Below are 18854 nucleotides of genomic sequence, written 5' to 3' on the forward strand. Positions count from 1 at the left end.
TACTCATCCTAGCGGGCTTTGGCCGCTGCGGCTTTTTGTAACGCAACAACCGCAGGTAAAGCTTTGCCTTCGACATACTCAAGGAAAGCACCACCACCGGTAGAAATATAAGAAACTTGGTCGGCAATTTGGTACTTATCAATTGCTGCTAAGGTGTCGCCACCACCAGCAATAGAAAAGGCTTGGCTTTTTGCAATCGCTTGCGCAATCACTTGGGTGCCTTGGCCAAATTGATCAAACTCAAATACACCCACAGGGCCATTCCATAAAATTGTACCGGCAGCTTGCAGATGCTGCGCAAGCGCCTGTGCTGAATCTGGGCCAATATCCAAAATCATCTCGTCTTCGGCGACTTCACTGACAGGCTTTAAGATGGCTTGTGCATCGGCAGCAAAGCTTTTGGCAACCACGACATCTGTAGGTAAAGGAATATGCACTTTTTCCATCAAGGTTTTGGCTTGCTCAACCAAATCTGCCTCATATAAGGATTGGCCCACCGCATAACCTGCCGCCGCAAGGAAGGTATTGGCAATGCCACCGCCAACAATCAGTTGATCACATTTTTCTGAAAGGGCGTTTAACACCTCTAATTTGGTAGAGACTTTGGAGCCACCTACAATGGCGAGCATAGGTGCTTTCGGATGGGCAAGGGCCTGTTCTAGGGCTTCTAATTCCGCTGCAAGCAAGGGGCCAGCACAAGCACAAGGGGCATATTCAGCAACGCCGTGGGTTGAGGCTTGAGCTCTGTGTGCGGTGCCGAACGCATCCATGACAAACACATCACACAAGGCGGCATATTGACGAGCAAGTTCAGGATGGTCTTTCTTTTCACCTGCATTAAAGCGTACATTTTCCAGTAATACGACTTGGCCTGGGGCAACCTCTGGCGCTTGTTGTAGATAATCCTTAATTAAAGGCACGGGTTGGCCCAGTAATTCGCTAAGATGCGCCGCCACAGGTGCTAGTGAACTGGCTTCATCATAGACCCCTTCTTCGGGGCGTCCTAAGTGAGACATTAATAAAACACGCGCACCCGCAGCGACAGCAGCTTGAATGGTGGGCAAGCTGGCGCGAATCCGTGCGTCTGAGCTGACACGGCCTTCTTTGATTGGCACGTTGAGATCTTCACGAATGAGTACACGTTGATTGTTGAGGTCTAACTCAGTCATTTTAATCACAGACATTGCAGGCAATCCTCTATTGAGTTGAATTTTTTAAATGAATCAGTGATTGATTTCTAATCCGTATTTTGATCTAGCTGTAACCAATGCAAAGCGACATCAAGCATACGATTGGCAAAGCCCCATTCGTTATCAAACCAGCACCAAAGTTTCACTAAGTGTGATCCGGCCACTCGGGTTTGTGTCGCATCAATAATCACCGAGCGTGGATCATGGTTAAAATCGACAGAGGCATGGACTTCCTCGCTATAGCCTGCAATGCCTGCAAGCTCGTTTTCACTGGCGGCTTTTAATAAGGCATTGATTTCTTGCGCGCATGTTGCTTGTTGAACTTGGATGACTAAATCCAAAGCAGAGACATTAATCGTTGGTACGCGCACATGGAGAGATTGGATACGATCTTTTAAATGGGGCAGTAAGCGCTCAATACCCCGAGGCAAGCCGGTGTCAACCGGAATAATCGAATGCATCGCCGAGCGTGTTAGCCGCAGATCCGTTTGATGATACGCATCAATCACCGGCTGATCATTCATGGCTGAATGAATCGTGGTCGTGGTGCCATAGGCAATACCAAGGTGTTCATCGAGGAGTTTTAAGATAGGCACCACGCAATTTGTGGTGCAGGATGCAGCAGAAACAACCGTATGCTGGCTACGTAGTTCGCGGTGATTGACACCATACACAATGGTCGCATCCACATTGGGTTCAGCAGGTTGTGAAAATAGCAAACGCCGCGCGCCAGCTTCTAAATGCACCTGTGCGGTGGCCTTGTCTTTAAAACTGCCGGAACATTCCAACACTAAATCAATGCCTAAATCATCCCAAGGTAAATCCTTAGGTTGGGCATGATTGAGTAGCATAATGGGGTAATCATCAATTAAAAGGCGCTGGGCTTCATGGCGCACTTGACCGGGAAAACGTCCATGCGTGGTGTCATAACGCGTGAGATAAGCGATGGTTTCACTATCGGATAGCTCATTTAAGGCCACAATCTGCAAAGCTTGCGCATCACGGCGTTCATAACAAGCACGTAATACGCATTGGCCAATACGTCCATAGCCATTAATGGCAATACGATAAGTTTGCGGGCTTGATCCCACTGGGGTTCTCCTTGGGTCGATAAAAGCTCAGGCTTGCCGAGTTTGTATCGTCAAGCAATACAGAAAAAACAGGCCCCTATGATTAGGCGCCTGTGACCTCAGTAAAGACGAAGGTGATTAATCGTCTTGGGCATCATCCAGTAATTCGCTTACTTGGGCGACAACATTGTCGACGGTGAAGCCAAAATGCTCGAATAAAAGCTCTGCAGGTGCGGATTCACCAAAAGATTGCATACCAATAATGCGGCCTTCCAGACCGACATACTTATACCAATAATCTTGATGGGCCGCTTCAATCGCAACGCGCGCACCAATTTCTGCCGGTAACACTTGCTGGCGGTAGCTGGCATCTTGTTCATCAAAGGCTTGCGTACAAGGCATGGAGACCACACGTACTAAAATACCCGCTTGTGCGAGTTGTTCTGCGGCTTGTACTGCGAGGCCGACTTCAGAACCTGTCGCGATCAGGATAGCATCGGCCTCTTTGCCTTGGACTTGTGCTTCGTCTTTTAGGACATAAGCGCCACGAGCAATGTTATCGACTTGTTCTGGTGTGCGTGCCTGATGTGGCAGGTTTTGTCGCGATAAAATGAAGCTGGTGGGCCCTTGCGTACGTAATAAACCTTGCTTCCACGCGACGGCAGTTTCTACTGCATCACAAGGACGCCACACCGCCATATTCGGCGTCATACGTAAATTGGCAATTTGCTCAATCGGCTGGTGGGTAGGGCCATCTTCGCCTAAACCAATGGAATCATGCGTAAACACATACAAAGCACGTTGCTTCATTAACGCGGCCATACGTACGGCATTGCGTGCGTATTCCATAAAGATTAAAAAGGTTGCCCCATAAGGTACAAAGCCACCATGTAAGACTAGGCCATTCATGATGGCGGCCATACCAAATTCACGTACACCATAATGTAAGTAATTGCCGCTGGCATCTTCGGCGCTAATGGCTTTGGCACCAGACCAGAAAGTGAGGTTGGAAGGGGCTAAATCTGCGGAACCACCGAGTAATTCCGGTAATTGAGGGGCCAGCGCATTTAAAGTGTTAAGGCTGGCTTTACGGGTCGCTAGGCTGGCACCTTCTTGTTGACAGGCTTGAATATAAGCATCGGCTTGCGCTGCAAAATCCTCTGGTAACTGGCCTTGCATCCGGCGGACAAATTCAGCGGCTAATTCAGGATATTGGGCTTGGTAAGCAGCGAATTTGGTTTGCCATTCTGATTGGGCTTGTGCTCCTTTTTCTTTGGCGTCCCACGCTTGGTAAATCTCTTCTGGGACTTCGAAAGGCGCATAAGGCCAGCCGAGTTCTAAGCGTGTCAGTTTAATTTCTTCTTCACCTAAAGGAGCACCGTGGCATTCTTCTTTGCCCTGCTTGTTCGGCGAACCAAAACCAATAATGGTTTTACAGATAATTAAGCTGGGTTGGCGGGTATTGGCACGTGCTTCTGCAATAGCATCTTGGATTTGTTGCGGGTTGTGACCATCAATCCCGGCAATGACATGCCAGCCATAGGCACGAAAACGTGCTTGGGTATCATCGGTAAACCAGCCTTTTACTTCGCCATCAATCGAAATGCCATTGTCATCATAAAAAGCAATCAATTTACCTAGGCCTAGCGTACCAGCTAGAGAACAAGCCTCATGGCTGATGCCTTCCATCATGCAGCCATCGCCTAAGAAACAATAAGTGTAGTGATCGACAATATTAAGTTCAGGACGGTTAAATTGTGCGGCTAGGGTTTTTTCCGCAATGGCCATCCCCACTGCGTTCGTGATGCCTTGGCCTAATGGGCCTGTAGTGGTTTCTACCCCAGGAGCATAGCCATATTCTGGGTGACCTGCGGTTTTGGCATGTAACTGGCGGAAGTTTTGTAAATCTTCCAGAGAAACATGATAACCACTGAGATGCAGCAGTGAGTAAAGCAACATAGAACCATGACCATTTGAGAGCACAAAGCGGTCACGATCTGCCCATTTGGGATCTTGTGGGTTATGTTTAAGGTACTGATTCCAAAGGACTTCAGCAATATCAGCCATACCCATGGGGGCACCGGGATGGCCTGATTTTGCCTTTTGCACAGCATCCATAGAAAGGGCGCGAATGGCATTGGCAACTTGTGATCGTGAAGGCATGGTCGGCGGACTCCTGCAGGCATCAAATGAATAATAAGCAAAAAAGTTTAAGTATTTTCGCCCACTTAGGCACAGGCTTCAACATATCCTGGGCTTAAGTTTGCGGCTTTTCACTTTCTGTTGACCAAGCAACGTTAGTCAAGAGCTTAAAATCACAGATAACATCCTGATGATGCAAGAGAAAAAACCACAAAAAATATCAGTGTAAACAAAAATTTATTTAATGTTTGCTCAGAGCAAAACCTGAAGTCGTCAGACAGGCAAGGATGCAACGACGGATCAAATTGATTACAACCTGAGTGGTGTAGCTCACTCACTGGAAGCTATTTTTGTTAATGCCCATCATATCCGCGTTGTAGACTAAGTTGTGTCGGTGCTTAAAAACCAAAAAGCCCTGATCCTTTTTATGAGTTTATAAGGAAGAGGGCCTCTCGGGTGCTAAGTGCTATTGAGGTTCTATCAGCCGACTATCAGGCGATTGCTTTAGACTTGCACATCACGGTTGTCAGCAGCCAGAAACCTATCAAGGTAACACCGAGCAGAGGTACAAAAAGTCCGCAAATAACAGGGATTAGTACCAAAGCACCGCGTTTCTTCGTGGATGAGGGTGCTCCCAGATGAATCCTGCGATTGGAAGGTTTTCGTTGCCACCACATCACAACACCCGCAACACTGATAAAGATAATACCGAGACACAGCAAAATATTGATCACCAGATTGCTCTTACCCCACAGTCCCATATGCAAAGGAATACCAATCGCCATCGCTTTGGAAAACAGGCTGTAATCCTTATAGCCCACATCAGCTAGCACCTTACCGGTATATTGATCGATATGCAGAGTTCTATCGGCGTATGGATCAGTAATATCACCGCTCATGGTTGCAGCCATCGCGGTATAAACCCCCTCAGGGGACGTTGGTAGATTGAGACGAAAACGCGTCATGCCATTTTCTTGTGCATATTGGATCACACTATCAGCATTCACAGGCGTTCCTTGAGGAATCCCAGGTTTTCCAGCCATGGAACCTGATGCAGGCATCAGCGTCTGTTCCAGATTCCAAGGAACTTGCTCTTCAACACCTGGATTCAGCGAAGCATGACTTTGATCCGACAACGGAATGCCTGAAAAAACACCATCAGGAAAACTATTCCAGGCCTGAACCATTTTGGCCCCCCAGATACCAGTCCAGGACAGACCTGACACCACAAATAGCCCCAGAACAATTGTTAGATAAAAACCTGATAACGTATGCCATTCTCGCAGCGACATACGTCCTTTCAGCTTTGAATTTGGTTTCAGCAAATACTCTGGCTGACGTTTACGGCGCGCCCACCACATCATCAAGCCGGTTATCAACAAAATCAAAGTCAGTGCCGCAGCGAGTTCAATCATCCCATCACCAAAAGCACCGAGCAGCAAAGTGCCATGAATATTATCTGCTAGCGCGTAAAGTGTTGCGTCTTTGTTAACGGCACCGAGAATTTTTCCCCGATACGGATCAACAAACACTTGCAAGTTTTCACCGGCCAGTTTAACCAAAACTCGAACAGAATCATTCGCGTCATGCGGCAACAGAAGTTGTCTGACAATGCCATCTGGATAAGCCTGTTGCACGAGCTCTATCTGTTGCTGCCAACTCATTCTGGGCTGATTCTCTGCTGGGGCGACAGAAACCAGTTCAGAATAGAATATGGGTTCAATAACCGGCTTATAAATCATCATGATGATTCCGGTAAGGCTCAGCATCAGCATAAAGGGGACGACATACAAACCCGCCAACAGGTGCCAGCGCCAAAGACGGTTATAGGAGGATTTTGATTGAGCAATTCCGGTATGGGTTTCTGTTTCCGGTATTTTGGAGAGGGTATTCATCTAATCTTCCACATCAAATTAAAGGATGTGGGGAATTTATCAGAGAGCTCTGCCAAAGATGCGCGGTCAAATGTCGCATTTGGGCCACTATCCGCGCGGCAAAAAGACGCAGGTAACTTACTAATTTAAAAGAATAAAATATTAATACGCTCGGATAAGTCTCAAAAAAATAGCGCAGTTTGATTTATGCTGAAGTGATCGAAAATAGGGGGATTATATATGTTCTTGCAGATAGATGCTCGCCTTTTAAATCTATCCCACTCGAATATAAATAGGAACAATATATTCATATAATTCAGTAAGTTATAAATAATCCATCTAGCAATACCATAAACTATACCACACGAAGAATTTTTGCTACTTTTTTGTAGCTCTGTGCTTCCGCAGCTCAGTCCGAGTCTAGGCAAATGCCTCTGCCATGTCACTGGGCAGCTCTTGTAGCTTCTTAGAGGTCAACCAACGCACTGCGGACTCGCTCATCACATCAGAGCTGGGCCGATTGACAGCTTCTCCCTTCTCATGATCTAGCCTAGTCTTGGTGTAGCACTTCATACACATCACCCTAGCGCGCCGTACGATTTTTGCTACCATGGACTTACTAAAATTCATAAATATTATCCAAGGATGATTCATGAAAGTAAACCTAGAGCTAACAAACTGCTATGGTATAAATCAATTAACAAAAGAAATCAATCTAATCAAATCAGACACCAATAATGGCGTCAACTCTCTTTATGCCCCTAACGGCACTCTGAAAACATCGCTAGCCAAAGTATTTAAAGACATCGAAAGCGGCAATGAAAGCAAGGATTTAATATTTCCAGACCGGGAATGCATCAGAGATATAAAAGTTAATGACTCATATATTGAATCTGGCCAAGTCATGGTCATTGACTCATACAATGAAAGCTACAGCTCTCAGCAAATTTCAACATTACTTGTCAATGATGAGCTCAAACAACAATACGACTCAGCTCTGAAAGAAGTTGATGATAAGCGATCAGCACTAATAAGATCCATCTCAAAGCTCTCTGGCAAGCAAGCTAAAAGCATACCCGAAATCATATGTGACGCATTCAACAGGCCAGAGAAAAGCCTTCTAGATCTACTCACTGAAATATCGCAGGAAGATCAACCGGATTATACTCAATTATCTGAATTAAAATATGGCGACCTCTTCAACCAAAAGGTCATTGACTTAATTTCCACAGGCAGCTTCAACCAAGACTTAGAAGAATACGTTGACACCTACGAAAAACTTATCAGCGAATCTACAATCTTGTCAAAAACCTTTAACCATCAAAGGGCTGGCGACATATCTAAGAACTTAGGCGAATCAGGATTCTTTACAGCTTCACACAGTGTGAATCTAACTATTGAGGGCGAAAAACAAGAAGTAGATTCAAAGGAAAAGCTAAACGAGCTATTAAAAACTGAACAAGAAAAAATTATTCAAAATCCTGAGCTAAGAGAGAAATTTGGGAAAGTAGATGAAAAACTCAAGACAAAAGATACTCAAGCTTTTAGAGATTTTATAACAGAACATCAAGATCTGCTCCCAGAGTACAAAGACATCTCGTTACTTAAGAGGAAGGTAATCATTGCCTATCTGCAATCCCAAAAAACATTGTGGGATGATTTGGTTGACACCTATAAGCAAAACAAAGCCGTTGTAGAAGAAATTACTGCCCAAGCCCGGCAACAGAAGACCACATGGGAAACGGTTGTCGATACTTTCAACAAACGTTTCAGTGTTCCGTTCAAATTAAGCATCGAGAACCAAGATGAAGTTATCCTTAACAGTGCTGCTCCTGCGATAAAATTTGATTTTGACGATGGCAGAGGAGAGATAAAGCAGGTAAAACAGTCGAGTCTCATTGAGGCTCTAAGCCAAGGAGAAAAGAGAGCACTTTATATACTTAACATCCTATTTGAAATAGAGATACGTAAACAGGTCACTCATCCCATTTTGCTTATAATTGATGATATAGCTGATTCTTTTGACTATAAAAACAAATACGCAATTGTCGAATATTTGAGAGACATTTCAAAGTTCGAAAACTTCCACCTACTACTACTTACTCACAATTTTGACTTCCATAGAATCATTAGCAGCAGACTGGGCGCCAAAAGAAACAATCGGCTAATGGCAATAAAGTCGCCGGGCAGCATAAAAATTGTAAAAGAAAAGTATCAGAATGATGTCTTCAAAGCATGGAAGCAAGAACTAAATACCAATGAAAGCTATCTGCTCGCCAGTATACCATTTGCCAGGAACATAGCTGAATATTGTGGCCATGAGGATCATTTCAACACCCTTACGTCATTGCTGCATTTAAAAGAAGACACCAGAGATATAAAAATAAGCCACCTACAAGAAGTGTACCGAAATATATTCACAGATCTATCAGAGATCGTAATCCTGAATGGTGATGAACGCATTTTGGATAAAATCTTGCAATATAGTGACAAATTCATCGCCGCCAACAATGAATCTCCTGAACTTGAATGCAAAGTAATTTTAGCCATGGCCATTAGAATTAAGGCTGAAGAATTCATGATCAGAGGAATCGCTGACGCTGACTTTGTTAATTCCATAACATCTAATCAGACACGGGTACTCTTTGATCGATACGTGGAGGACCAACTAGGTGATGAAGAAACCATAAGCTTGTTGGACCAAGTAAACCTGATGACTCCAGAGAACATCCACCTCAATTCGTTCATGTACGAGCCCATCTTGGATATGTCAGCCCATCGCTTATATCAGCTGTACTCAGACATTTCACAACTACCAAACTAGTCAATATATTAGTGGACACTAAAGCTTCAGGTTGTGCCTTAAATAGAAGGCCAGCATCACAATTTATATCACGGTGAAAAACAAAAAATCCCAGTCAATTCACAATGAACTGACTGGGATTATTATGTGCAGGGAAAGCCCAACTGCTAGTTACAGTAAATCCTACTCCCACTCAATCGTGGCTGGTGGTTTGCTGGAAACATCATAAGTCACTCGGGAAACACCGCTAATTTCGTTAATAATGCGGTTAGAGACTTTCTCTAATAACTCATAAGGTAAATGGGCCCAGCGTGCAGTCATAAAATCAATGGTTTCTACCGCTCGTAAAGCAATCACCCATTCATAACGACGGCCATCGCCAACCACACCCACAGATTTTACCGGCAAGAAGACTGCAAAGGCTTGGCTGGTTTTATGGTACCAGTCGGCCTTGTGTAGTTCCTCAATAAAGATAGCGTCGGCTTCTCGTAGAATATCTGCGTATTCTTTTTTCACCTCACCTAAAATGCGCACGCCCAAACCAGGCCCCGGGAAGGGATGGCGATACACCATATCGTAAGGTAAGCCGAGTTCTAAACCGATGCGGCGCACTTCATCTTTAAATAACTCACGCAGTGGCTCGACTAACTCAAACTGCATATCTTCCGGCAAGCCACCCACATTATGGTGTGATTTAATCACATGGGCTTTGCCGGTTTTAGCCGCAGCGGATTCAATCACATCAGGGTAAATGGTACCTTGCGCTAAGAAGTGCACATCTTGCAGTTTGGCAGCTTCTTGGTCGAAAATCTCAATAAAGGTATTGCCGATGAGCTTGCGCTTTTGTTCTGGATCTTGCACGCCAACAAGCTTACTCAGGAAGACTTGCTCAGCATCTGCACGAATCACACGCACACCCATATTCGCCGCGAACATCTCCATGACCTGATCGCCTTCATTTTTGCGCAACAAGCCATTATCGACAAACACACAGGTGAGTTGCTCACCAATCGCCTTATGTAAAAGCGCCGCGACTACGGAAGAATCCACGCCCCCAGAAAGGCCCAAGAGCACTTTTTGCGGACCGACTTGGGCGCGTACTCGTGTGATCAAATCTTCAATAATGTGCGCCGGCGTCCATAAAGCATCACAGGCGGCAATTTCTAGTACAAAACGTTCTAAAATACGCATGCCTTGTAAGGTGTGCGTGACTTCTGGATGAAACTGGACGCCGTATAAATGTTTTTGTTCACATGCCATGGCTGCATACGTACAAGACGGCGTTGAGGCAGTACATACGAAACCTTCTGGTAATTGGCTGACTTTGTCGCCGTGGCTCATCCAGACATCTAAAAGAGCCTGACCTTGTGCATTCACATGGTCTTTAATATCACGGAATAAAGCCCCTTCTTGCTCAATTTGGATTTGCGCATAACCAAATTCGCGTACATTAGAGCCGGCAACCTTGCCGCCCAATTGTTCTGCCATCGTTTGCATACCATAGCAAATCCCGAGTACAGGCACGCCTAAGGTGAACACGCAATCAGGCGCACGCGGAGAGCCTAGCTCGGTAACAGATTCAGGACCACCGGCCAAAATAATCGCTTTAGGATTGAAGGCTTGAATCTCGGACGCCGGCATATCAAAAGCATGAATTTCCGAGTAAACCCCGATTTCACGGATACGGCGTGCAATCAACTGAGTGTATTGAGAACCAAAATCAAGAATAAGGATTTTGTGTGAATGGATATCATGCATGCAGGTGCGCCTCATCGTTACATCTAGGCTTAGGCCATAAGAAAAATAAAGGCCCTAAGTATAGGGTATTTTGTGATCTCATGTGCACCGCAAAACGGGGAAAGTCGATTTATCCGAGTGTGACTGGGTAGACACCAGTTTACCCCCCGCAAGTGACAAGCCATAATCAAAACTCTAAAAATAACAAGCACAGGAGAAAATCCCTTGATGCAAGCGCTCGCTATGACTTTAGATGAAGTCCGTGTATTTTTGGACCAAGAATTTCCGCAACATATTGGGGTGGTGGAACAGATTTTTCCTATGGGTGCGACTCTGCGTCTACCTATTGCAGAGGAGCATTTGCGTCCTGGTGGGACTGTTTCTGGCCCGACGATGATGGCCTTAGCCGATGTGGCTATTTATGTTGCTTTGTTAGCACAAATTGGGCCAAAAGCTTTGGCAGTGACGACGAGTTTGCAAGCTAATTTTCTCAATAAACCCAGTGCGCAACAGGACTTAATCGCGCAAACGCGCTTGTTAAAATTAGGGAAACGTTTGGTAGTCGGTGAGGTGGAGATCTATTCGCAAGGTGCAGAAGATATGGTAGCGCATATCACTGCGACTTATTCGATTCCGCCGCGTGAGTAATGAAGAGAGGCGTTTGTGTACGGTCCTGCGGATTAACCCACTTGGGCTACCTAGGTAGCCCAAAGGATTTAAAGTTAACCTACGCGATAGTTAGGCGCTTCTTTAGTGATTTGCACATCATGGACATGAGATTCACGAATCCCTGCACCAGTAATTTTGACAAAACGCGGTTGGGTACGCATTTGTTCCATGGTGTGGCAACCTGTATAGCCCATGGAAGCACGCAAGCCGCCCATCAATTGATGTACAATGGCGCTCATGCTGCCTTTGTAAGGGACACGGCCTTCAATTCCTTCCGGGACGAGTTTCTCGACGCCTTCTTCCTTATCTTGGAAATAACGATCAGAAGAACCTTGCGATTGTGCCATAGCACCTAAAGAACCCATACCACGATAGGCTTTATAGCTACGACCTTGGTAAAGCTCAACCTCGCCGGGTGCTTCTTCTGTCCCAGCAAGCAAGCCGCCGACCATCACCGCGTGTGCACCGGCAACAACCGCTTTGGCTAAATCACCAGAGAAACGCACACCACCATCTGCAATCAAAGGAATGCCATAAGGTTGCAAAGCGGCTGCGACATTAGAAACAGCGCTAATTTGCGGTACCCCAACACCGGCAACAATCCGTGTGGTACAAATGGAGCCTGGGCCAATGCCCACTTTGACGCCATCGGCACCGGCTTCTGCTAAAGCAATCGCAGCTTCTGCTGTGGCGATATTGCCACCGATAACTTGCACTTGTGGATAGGTTTGTTTGATCCAAGCCACACGATCGAGGACCCCTTTGGAGTGGCCGTGGGCAGTATCGACAATAATCACATCCACGCCAGCTTCTACCAAGGCCGCAACGCGATCAAGCGTTTCCGGCCCGGTTCCGACTGCCGCACCGACGCGCAAGCGCCCATCTTCGTCTTTACAGGCATGTGGCCAAGTCCGTGCTTTTTCGATATCACGGACCGTTACCAAACCTTGTAAATGGAAATTGGCATCAACAATCAGGATTTTCTCAACTCTGTGCTCATGCAAACGCGCTTTAATTGCTTCCAGCGAGGTGCCTTCTGGTGCGGTCACTAGCTTGTTTTTTGGCGTCATAATATCAGCAACACTTTGCTGCATATCGGCCTGAAAGCGCATATCACGCCCAGTGACGATCCCCACTAAATCATCGCCTTCTACCACGGGGAAACCTGAAAACCCGTGATCTTGTGCCAGTTCAAATAGGGCTTGAATAGAGGTAGTGGGAGCCACAGTAATTGGATCTTTAACGATCACACTTTCGTGCTTTTTCACCTTACGGACTTCGGCAGCTTGCTGGGCAATTGTCATATTTTTATGAATGATGCCTATGCCCCCTTCCTGAGCCATAGCAATAGCTAAACGTGCCTCAGTCACTGTATCCATAGCTGCAGAAACTAGAGGAATATTAAGGCTAATGCCGCGTGTCAGTTGAGTTTTTAAACTCACTTCTTTAGGAAGCACTTCCGAGTAACTGGGGATAAGCAAGACGTCATCGAAGGTTAAGGCTTCTTCTGCGATACGTAACATAATGCGTGCGCCCGCGTGTTAAATGAATGAAATGAATAGCCTATACAAAAACTCTCTGAGATAGGCCAGCTAACTCAGAGAGTATAAACTCGTTGGTTATCAACATAACAACAAGGTGGGATAAAGCGAAAAGGAATTAATCGCTCATTTTAACCCAATTCAGCTTAAGGGTAAATTACTGCAATTTGACTCTGTGCACTCGCCTTGCAAAAGACGTTCTTGATAGGCATATAAATGGGCAAGTGCTTGTTTCGGTGTTAAAGCATCAATATCAAGGGCTTGCAGCTCTTCAAGCAGACTTTGTGCTTGCGTATCGAAAACAGGTGTTGCCGTTTGGATCTGGGCCTGAAATAAATCTGCTTGTGGATGATGCTGGATTTCTAATTCCTGTAATTTGCGTGCCGCTTGCTGTAATACTGCACGTGGCATACCTGCTAAACGTGCGACTTGTAACCCATAGCTGCGGCTCGCTGCCCCCTTTTGTACCTGATGTAAAAAAATCAGCTCATCTTGATATTCAGTAGCGGTAAGATGCACATTTTCTAGACTGGGAGAAGTCGCCGCCAGCTCGGTCAGTTCAAAATAATGGGTCGCAAATAAGGTAAAAGCACCTCGTTGCACTAAAGCTTGTGCACTGGCCCAAGCTAAGGCTAAACCGTCAAAGGTGCTGGTGCCTCGGCCAATTTCATCCATCAGAACTAAACTGTGTGCACTGGCGTTATGCAAAATATTGGCTGTTTCCGTCATTTCTACCATAAAGGTTGAACGCCCAGAGGTTAAATCATCCGCTGCACCGATACGGGTAAAGATACGATCCAATAGGCCAATGCGCGCACCTTGTGCTGGGATATAGCTGCCAATATGGGCAAGCACAGCCAATAAAGCAGTTTGCCGCATATAGGTGGATTTACCGCCCATATTCGGTCCAGTAATCATCAACATACGTGTATTTGCGTCTAGGTGCAGATCATTGGCAACAAAGGGTTGCTGGCTAACAGTTTCAATCACTGGGTGACGCCCTTGTTGAATGCTTAACACAGAATCTGTCACCAGTTCAGGGCAAATCCATTCCCCTTCTTGTGCCTTGTGTGCGAGTGTTGTTAACACATCTAACTCAGCTAATGCTTGCGCACAGGCTTGTAGCTCTGTCAGGTTTTGCTGAATCTTAAGTAAAATTTGCTCATACAAATATTTTTCTCGACTGAGTGCGCGTGATTGTGCAGAAAGCGCTTTATCTTCAAAGGCTTTAAGCTCTGGGGTGATATAGCGTTCGACATTTTTTAATGTTTGGCGGCGTACATAATGTGTCGGGGCTTGTGCCGCTTGCGTACGGCTTAATTCGATAAAATAGCCGTGGACTCGGTTATAGCTCACTTTAAGACTGGATAAACCGGTACGCTGTTTTTCTTCTTTCTCCATTTGTAATAAGTAATCGCCAGCATGCTGGCTGATTTGGCGCAATTCGTCTAATTCCGCATCGAAGCCTGTTGCAATCACCCCGCCATCACGCAAGACCGCAGGCGGGTTTTCCACCAAAGCACTTTGTAAATATTGGCTAAGTTGGGGATGGGGTTGGATTTGGGTATGCAAATCTTGTAGTAGTGACACTGGATAAGCACGAGTTTGGCTATGTAAATCAGGGAGCTGTAATAAGCCAAGGGTTAAACGTGTTAAATCGCGTGGACGTGCACTGCCTAAGGCAACTCGGGTGAGAATCCTTTGCATATCGCCCACAGGTTTGAGTAATTCAGGCAATTGCTGCAATGCCTGTGGCTCAGCAAGTAAGGCACCAAGGCTCGCCTGGCGTGCTTGTAGCAGCGTAAGATTGCGCAAAGGTTGGCCTAGCCAGCGTCTTAATAAACGTGAGCCCATAGGTGTGGCGCAATGATCAAGTAGAGCCACTAGAGTGTGGTTGCTGCCACCTTGTACATTGGTTTCGATTTCTAAGTGGCGACGACTGAGGGCATCAATTTGTAGAAAAGTCTCCGTTTGCTCTAGGCGCAGGCTTTGAATATGGCTTAAGTGGGTTTTTTGTGTTTCTCGTGCATACTGCAATAACGCGCCCGCAGCCCCTAAGGCAACTTGGGCATGTTGGCAGCCAAAACCGCTTAAATCTTGTACTTGGAATTGTTGGCATAAAAGATGGGTACTAGTTTCTAGATCAAAATGCCAACTAGGATAACGACGACTCCCTTGGGTTTGGGTGATTTCTGCAGGCCACTCTAAGGCTTCGTTATATAAAAGTTCGGCAGCTTGTAAGCGAGCAAGTTCTGCTTCTAGTGCACGCCATGAATCAAGTTCACAAATGCTAAATTCACCACTACTTAAGGAAAGGCTGGCAAGCCCCCAAATTTGTTGACCGCGTTTTTTATGGTAATGCACGGCAACTACGAGGTTATCTGTGCGTGCATCTAGCAAAGCCTCATCAGACAGTGTCCCTGGGGTGATAATCCGGACTACTTGGCGTTCGACTGGCCCTTTGCTTTGTGCTGGGTCGCCGATCTGTTCGCAAATTGCAACCGATTCCCCAGCTTGTACTAGACGTACAAGATAATTTTCTACTGCGTGATAAGGGACACCAGCCATAGGGATCGGCTCCCCTGCAGATTGCCCGCGTTGGGTGAGGGTAATATCTAATAAAGCTGCCGCCTTGCGTGCATCGTCAAAAAACAGCTCATAGAAATCCCCCATGCGATAAAAGACCAAAATTTCAGGGTATTCCTGCTTAATCGCTAAATATTGCTGCATCATAGGGGTATGTTGTGGGGTTTTTTGCTGGCTTTTCACGAGAGTAACCTAGAGAGTCAGTATTTGGTCAATGTAGGAAAGCGAAAAACCCGCAAAGCGGGTTTTTTCAAGCAAGGGCCTAGTCGTTTTTTACTAAGGTGGTGCGCTAGGGCGCAGTAATGGGTTTAAACCCACATCATGCATAAAACGCTCAACATGGGCATACACTTGCTGGGCTGTGTCTAGGGTTAACACATCTGCAAGCAGGGCCTGAACTTGGGCCAAATGTACCTGACGAAGGGCGCGTTTGACCTTGGCAAGATTGGGTGCATTCATCGACAAGGCATCATACCCCATCGCAAGCAAAAGCAAAGCGCCGGCTGGATCGCCTGCGAGTTCACCACAGATACTGACAGATCGTTGGCGTGCATGTGCACCGCGTACAATACGCTGTAAGGCTTGCAATACGGAAGGATGGAACGCGCTGTATAAATGGGCGACGCGTGAATTATTGCGATCGACTGCTAAAAGGTATTGGGTGAGGTCATTGCTGCCTACAGAAAGAAAGTGAACACGTTGGGCTAAAGCCTCCACTTGGAACACGGCTGCGGGTACTTCAATCATGACACCGACAGGCGGATCTTGAAAGCGTACACCTTCTTGGCGCAGTTCGCGTTTGGCTCTTTGCAAAAGGCTTAAGGCTTCGTCAACTTCATGGGTGCTGGCAATCATTGGCAGCATAATCCGTAAGTTTTCTAGGCCTTCACTCGCACGTAACATGGCGCGAATCTGGGCTAAAAATACTTCGGGATGATCGAGTGTCACGCGAATCCCGCGCCAACCAAGGAAGGGGTTGGCTTCCTCAATCGGGAAATATGGCAAGTCTTTATCACCCCCAATATCTAGGGTACGCATAGTCACTTGTTGTGGGGCAAAAGCTTCTAGCTGGGTGCGATAAATGCGTGCTTGTTCTTGTTCGCTGGGAAAGCGCTCTTGAATCATAAAGGGCACTTCCGTGCGATAAAGCCCTACCCCTTGTGCACCTTGGGCAAGCGATTGGCCATTATCACCACCAAGCCCTGTATTAACCCACAAAGGGACTTGAATGCCATCTAAGGTTTCACAAGGTAAATCACGTTCAGCTGCAAGGCCATCGGCTAGCATTTGTTCTTGTTTGAGCAGTTGGCGGTAATGGTGTTCGACTTCAGGGGTCGGATTAGTAATTAATTTGCCATGATACCCATCCAGCACTAAGGAACGGCCTTGTAGGCGTGTGTAAGGCAGGTTGGTCATGCCCATAATGGTCGGAATGCCCATCGCACGCGCTAAAATAGCAATATGGGAATTACTGGAGCCTTGTACGGAAACTAGCCCCACAAGGCGTTCACGCGGGACTTCCCCGAGCATCGCAGGGGTCAGTTCTTCACTAATCAGCAAGATTGCAGGTGGGTATTCGCAGACTTCTGGGGGTTGTTGGGCTTGTAAATAAGACAAAATGCGCCGCCCTAGATCGCGAATATCAGCCGCACGCTCGCGCAAATAGGCATCATCGACGCGTTCAAGTTGATATAAATAGGCATCAATCACGGAACGTAACGCCCCTTGGGCCCATTCACCTTGCGCAATATGGCTACAGATTTCCGCACCTAAGATCTCATCATCGAGCATTTGCAAATAGCCATCAAATAGCAGGCGTTCTTGCTGGCCTAATCCTTGCTCAAGGGTTTGGCTAATTCGCTGAATATCAGCGCGTACACTGGCTAAAGCTTGTAATAAAAGGGCTTGCTCGCTAGCAATATCAGTAATCTGCTTTGCACTGACGCTGTTTAAATCAGCAGGCGGCGTAATCACCCAGCCTTCCCCTAAAGCGATACCTGTTGCGCCTGCAATGCCTTGAAAACTTGCTTGTTTTAGTACTTGGCCTTGGTGGTCTTGCGGATCTTGCACCGCACCTGTGGCTAAGGCATGTGCTAAGACACCAGCTAATTGCGCTGATACAGTCACTAAAAAGGCTTCTTCACCCTCATCAAAACGGCGTTTGGCTTGCTGTTGGACGACTAAAACGCCAAGTACACGGCGTTGATGAATAATAGGCACACCTAAGAAGGAGTGGTACTTTTCCTCGCCGGTTTCTGCCAAATATCGATATCTTGGGTGTGCAGGAGCTTCTTCCAGATTGACGGGTTCTTCGCGCTGACCGACATAACCGACTAAACCTTCGCTAGGTGCTAGACTCACGCGGCCAATCGCTTCTGGATTTAAACCGCGTGTGTCCATGAGCACATATTTATGGGTTTCTGCATTGAAAAGATAAACCGAGCATACGTCTGTTTGCATAGTGTCTTGCACCTGCATCACAATGGTGGCCAGCGCACTTGGCAGATCGCGCGCGCTGCTCACTTCTTGCACAATACGACGCAGCTTATCTAACATGCTTAGAGCCTCTCGGTTTAAAATGACGTCTGTGGGACGTGTGCCCGTCACGGCTTTTATAATGATAGCGCCGCCGCCCTGTGTCTTCATGGGAAGCTTTATGCTGAGCTGTGATTAAAGCATGCAAGCGTGGTGCAAGTTCTTTCAACGCACGTCGATAGACTTCCCGTTTAAAAGAAACCACCTGTCCCAAAGGATACCAATAGCTAACCCAACGCCAAGTATCAAATTCAGGATGTGCACACGCATCAAGATGAATATCTTTATCTTGACACAAGAGTTGCAATAAAAACCACTTTTGCTTTTGGCCAACACACAAAGGACGGCAATTTTGGCGAATCATCCGCCGTGGCAAGCGATAACGTAGCCAGCCGCGTGTACAAGCAAGAATCCGGACTTGATGCGCTTGTAAGCCGATTTCTTCAGCGAGTTCACGTAGCAAAGCTTGTTCAGGGGTTTCGTGTTGCTTGATGCCACCTTGTGGAAATTGCCAAGCGTCTTGACCACAACGACGTGCCCACAGTAGTTGCCCCTGTTGATTGGCAATAATAATGCCGACATTCGGCCTATAGCCGTCAATATCGATCACGGACTGCACCTTTAAAAAGTAATTCTAGGTATTTTTCCACAAGCAAGGTGCTAGCATCAATTTTGATTCTTTATCACACTGCTTTAGAAGTATCTTA

At 46.4% G+C, this 18854-nt stretch carries 11 protein-coding genes; 2 read left to right on the forward strand and 9 right to left on the reverse strand.

What is annotated here, in order from left to right:
- Positions 1-8 precede the first annotated feature (8 nt).
- From BMX05_RS02665 to BMX05_RS02680, 4 genes are all read right to left on the reverse strand, one after another.
- Positions 9-1184, reverse strand: coding sequence for a phosphoglycerate kinase (locus tag BMX05_RS02665; protein WP_093308420.1), 1176 nt, complete (start codon positions 1182-1184; stop codon positions 9-11).
- Between the two features lie 53 nt (positions 1185-1237).
- Entirely contained in the window at positions 1238-2281 is a 1044-nt protein-coding gene (locus BMX05_RS02670) for a type I glyceraldehyde-3-phosphate dehydrogenase (RefSeq protein ID WP_093308421.1), read from the reverse strand.
- Positions 2282-2398: 117 nt separating this feature from the next.
- Positions 2399-4423: a transketolase gene (tkt, locus tag BMX05_RS02675; RefSeq protein WP_093308422.1), complete on the reverse strand. Its 2025-nt coding sequence runs from the start codon at positions 4421-4423 to the stop codon at positions 2399-2401.
- Positions 4424-4893: 470 nt separating this feature from the next.
- Complete coding sequence (locus BMX05_RS02680; RefSeq protein ID WP_093308423.1) at positions 4894-6297, reverse strand: PepSY-associated TM helix domain-containing protein; 1404 nt, start codon at positions 6295-6297, stop codon at positions 4894-4896.
- Between the two features lie 631 nt (positions 6298-6928).
- Between BMX05_RS02680 and BMX05_RS02690 the strand changes: the two genes are divergently transcribed.
- Positions 6929-9100: an ATP-binding cassette domain-containing protein gene (locus BMX05_RS02690; RefSeq protein WP_093308425.1), complete on the forward strand. Its 2172-nt coding sequence runs from the start codon at positions 6929-6931 to the stop codon at positions 9098-9100.
- A 162-nt stretch (positions 9101-9262) separates the two neighbouring features.
- On the opposite strand, the gene guaA is transcribed toward BMX05_RS02690, so the two are convergent.
- Complete coding sequence (gene guaA, locus BMX05_RS02695) at positions 9263-10837, reverse strand: glutamine-hydrolyzing GMP synthase (protein ID WP_093308426.1); 1575 nt, start codon at positions 10835-10837, stop codon at positions 9263-9265.
- Positions 10838-11044: 207 nt separating this feature from the next.
- Between guaA and BMX05_RS02700 the strand changes: the two genes are divergently transcribed.
- Entirely contained in the window at positions 11045-11464 is a 420-nt protein-coding gene (locus tag BMX05_RS02700; protein WP_093308427.1) for a PaaI family thioesterase, read from the forward strand.
- Between the two features lie 74 nt (positions 11465-11538).
- Here the strand turns inward: BMX05_RS02700 and guaB are convergent, their stop codons facing one another.
- From guaB to rppH, 4 genes are all read right to left on the reverse strand, one after another.
- Positions 11539-13008 carry an IMP dehydrogenase gene (gene guaB / locus BMX05_RS02705; RefSeq protein ID WP_093308428.1) on the reverse strand — a complete coding sequence of 490 codons (1470 nt, stop codon included), beginning with the start codon at positions 13006-13008 and terminating at the stop codon, positions 11539-11541.
- A 159-nt stretch (positions 13009-13167) separates the two neighbouring features.
- Complete coding sequence (mutS, locus tag BMX05_RS02710; RefSeq protein ID WP_093308653.1) at positions 13168-15759, reverse strand: DNA mismatch repair protein MutS; 2592 nt, start codon at positions 15757-15759, stop codon at positions 13168-13170.
- A 129-nt stretch (positions 15760-15888) separates the two neighbouring features.
- Positions 15889-18168, reverse strand: coding sequence for a phosphoenolpyruvate--protein phosphotransferase (gene ptsP / locus BMX05_RS02715; RefSeq protein WP_093308429.1), 2280 nt, complete (start codon positions 18166-18168; stop codon positions 15889-15891).
- Positions 18158-18757, reverse strand: a complete 600-nt coding sequence (rppH, locus tag BMX05_RS02720) for an RNA pyrophosphohydrolase (RefSeq protein ID WP_093308430.1) — start codon at positions 18755-18757, stop codon at positions 18158-18160. The genes ptsP and rppH overlap by 11 nt, the downstream gene beginning before the upstream one ends.
- Positions 18758-18854: the final 97 nt, after the last annotated feature.

The sequence above is a fragment of the Allopseudospirillum japonicum genome (assembly GCF_900108915.1).
GTDB classification, from domain to species: Bacteria; Pseudomonadota; Gammaproteobacteria; order Pseudomonadales; family Halomonadaceae; genus Pseudospirillum; species Pseudospirillum japonicum.

Coding starts and splice junctions, on each gene's coding strand:
- BMX05_RS02690 (WP_093308425.1), top strand. CDS start 6,929: ATGAAAGTAAACCTAGAGCTAACAAACTGCTATGGTATAAATCAATTA.
- mutS (WP_093308653.1), bottom strand. CDS start 15,759: ATGATGCAGCAATATTTAGCGATTAAGCAGGAATACCCTGAAATTTTG.
- BMX05_RS02700 (WP_093308427.1), top strand. CDS start 11,045: ATGCAAGCGCTCGCTATGACTTTAGATGAAGTCCGTGTATTTTTGGAC.
- guaB (WP_093308428.1), bottom strand. CDS start 13,008: ATGTTACGTATCGCAGAAGAAGCCTTAACCTTCGATGACGTCTTGCTT.
- BMX05_RS02665 (WP_093308420.1), bottom strand. CDS start 1,184: ATGTCTGTGATTAAAATGACTGAGTTAGACCTCAACAATCAACGTGTA.
- ptsP (WP_093308429.1), bottom strand. CDS start 18,168: ATGTTAGATAAGCTGCGTCGTATTGTGCAAGAAGTGAGCAGCGCGCGC.
- tkt (WP_093308422.1), bottom strand. CDS start 4,423: ATGCCTTCACGATCACAAGTTGCCAATGCCATTCGCGCCCTTTCTATG.
- guaA (WP_093308426.1), bottom strand. CDS start 10,837: ATGCATGATATCCATTCACACAAAATCCTTATTCTTGATTTTGGTTCT.
- BMX05_RS02680 (WP_093308423.1), bottom strand. CDS start 6,297: ATGAATACCCTCTCCAAAATACCGGAAACAGAAACCCATACCGGAATT.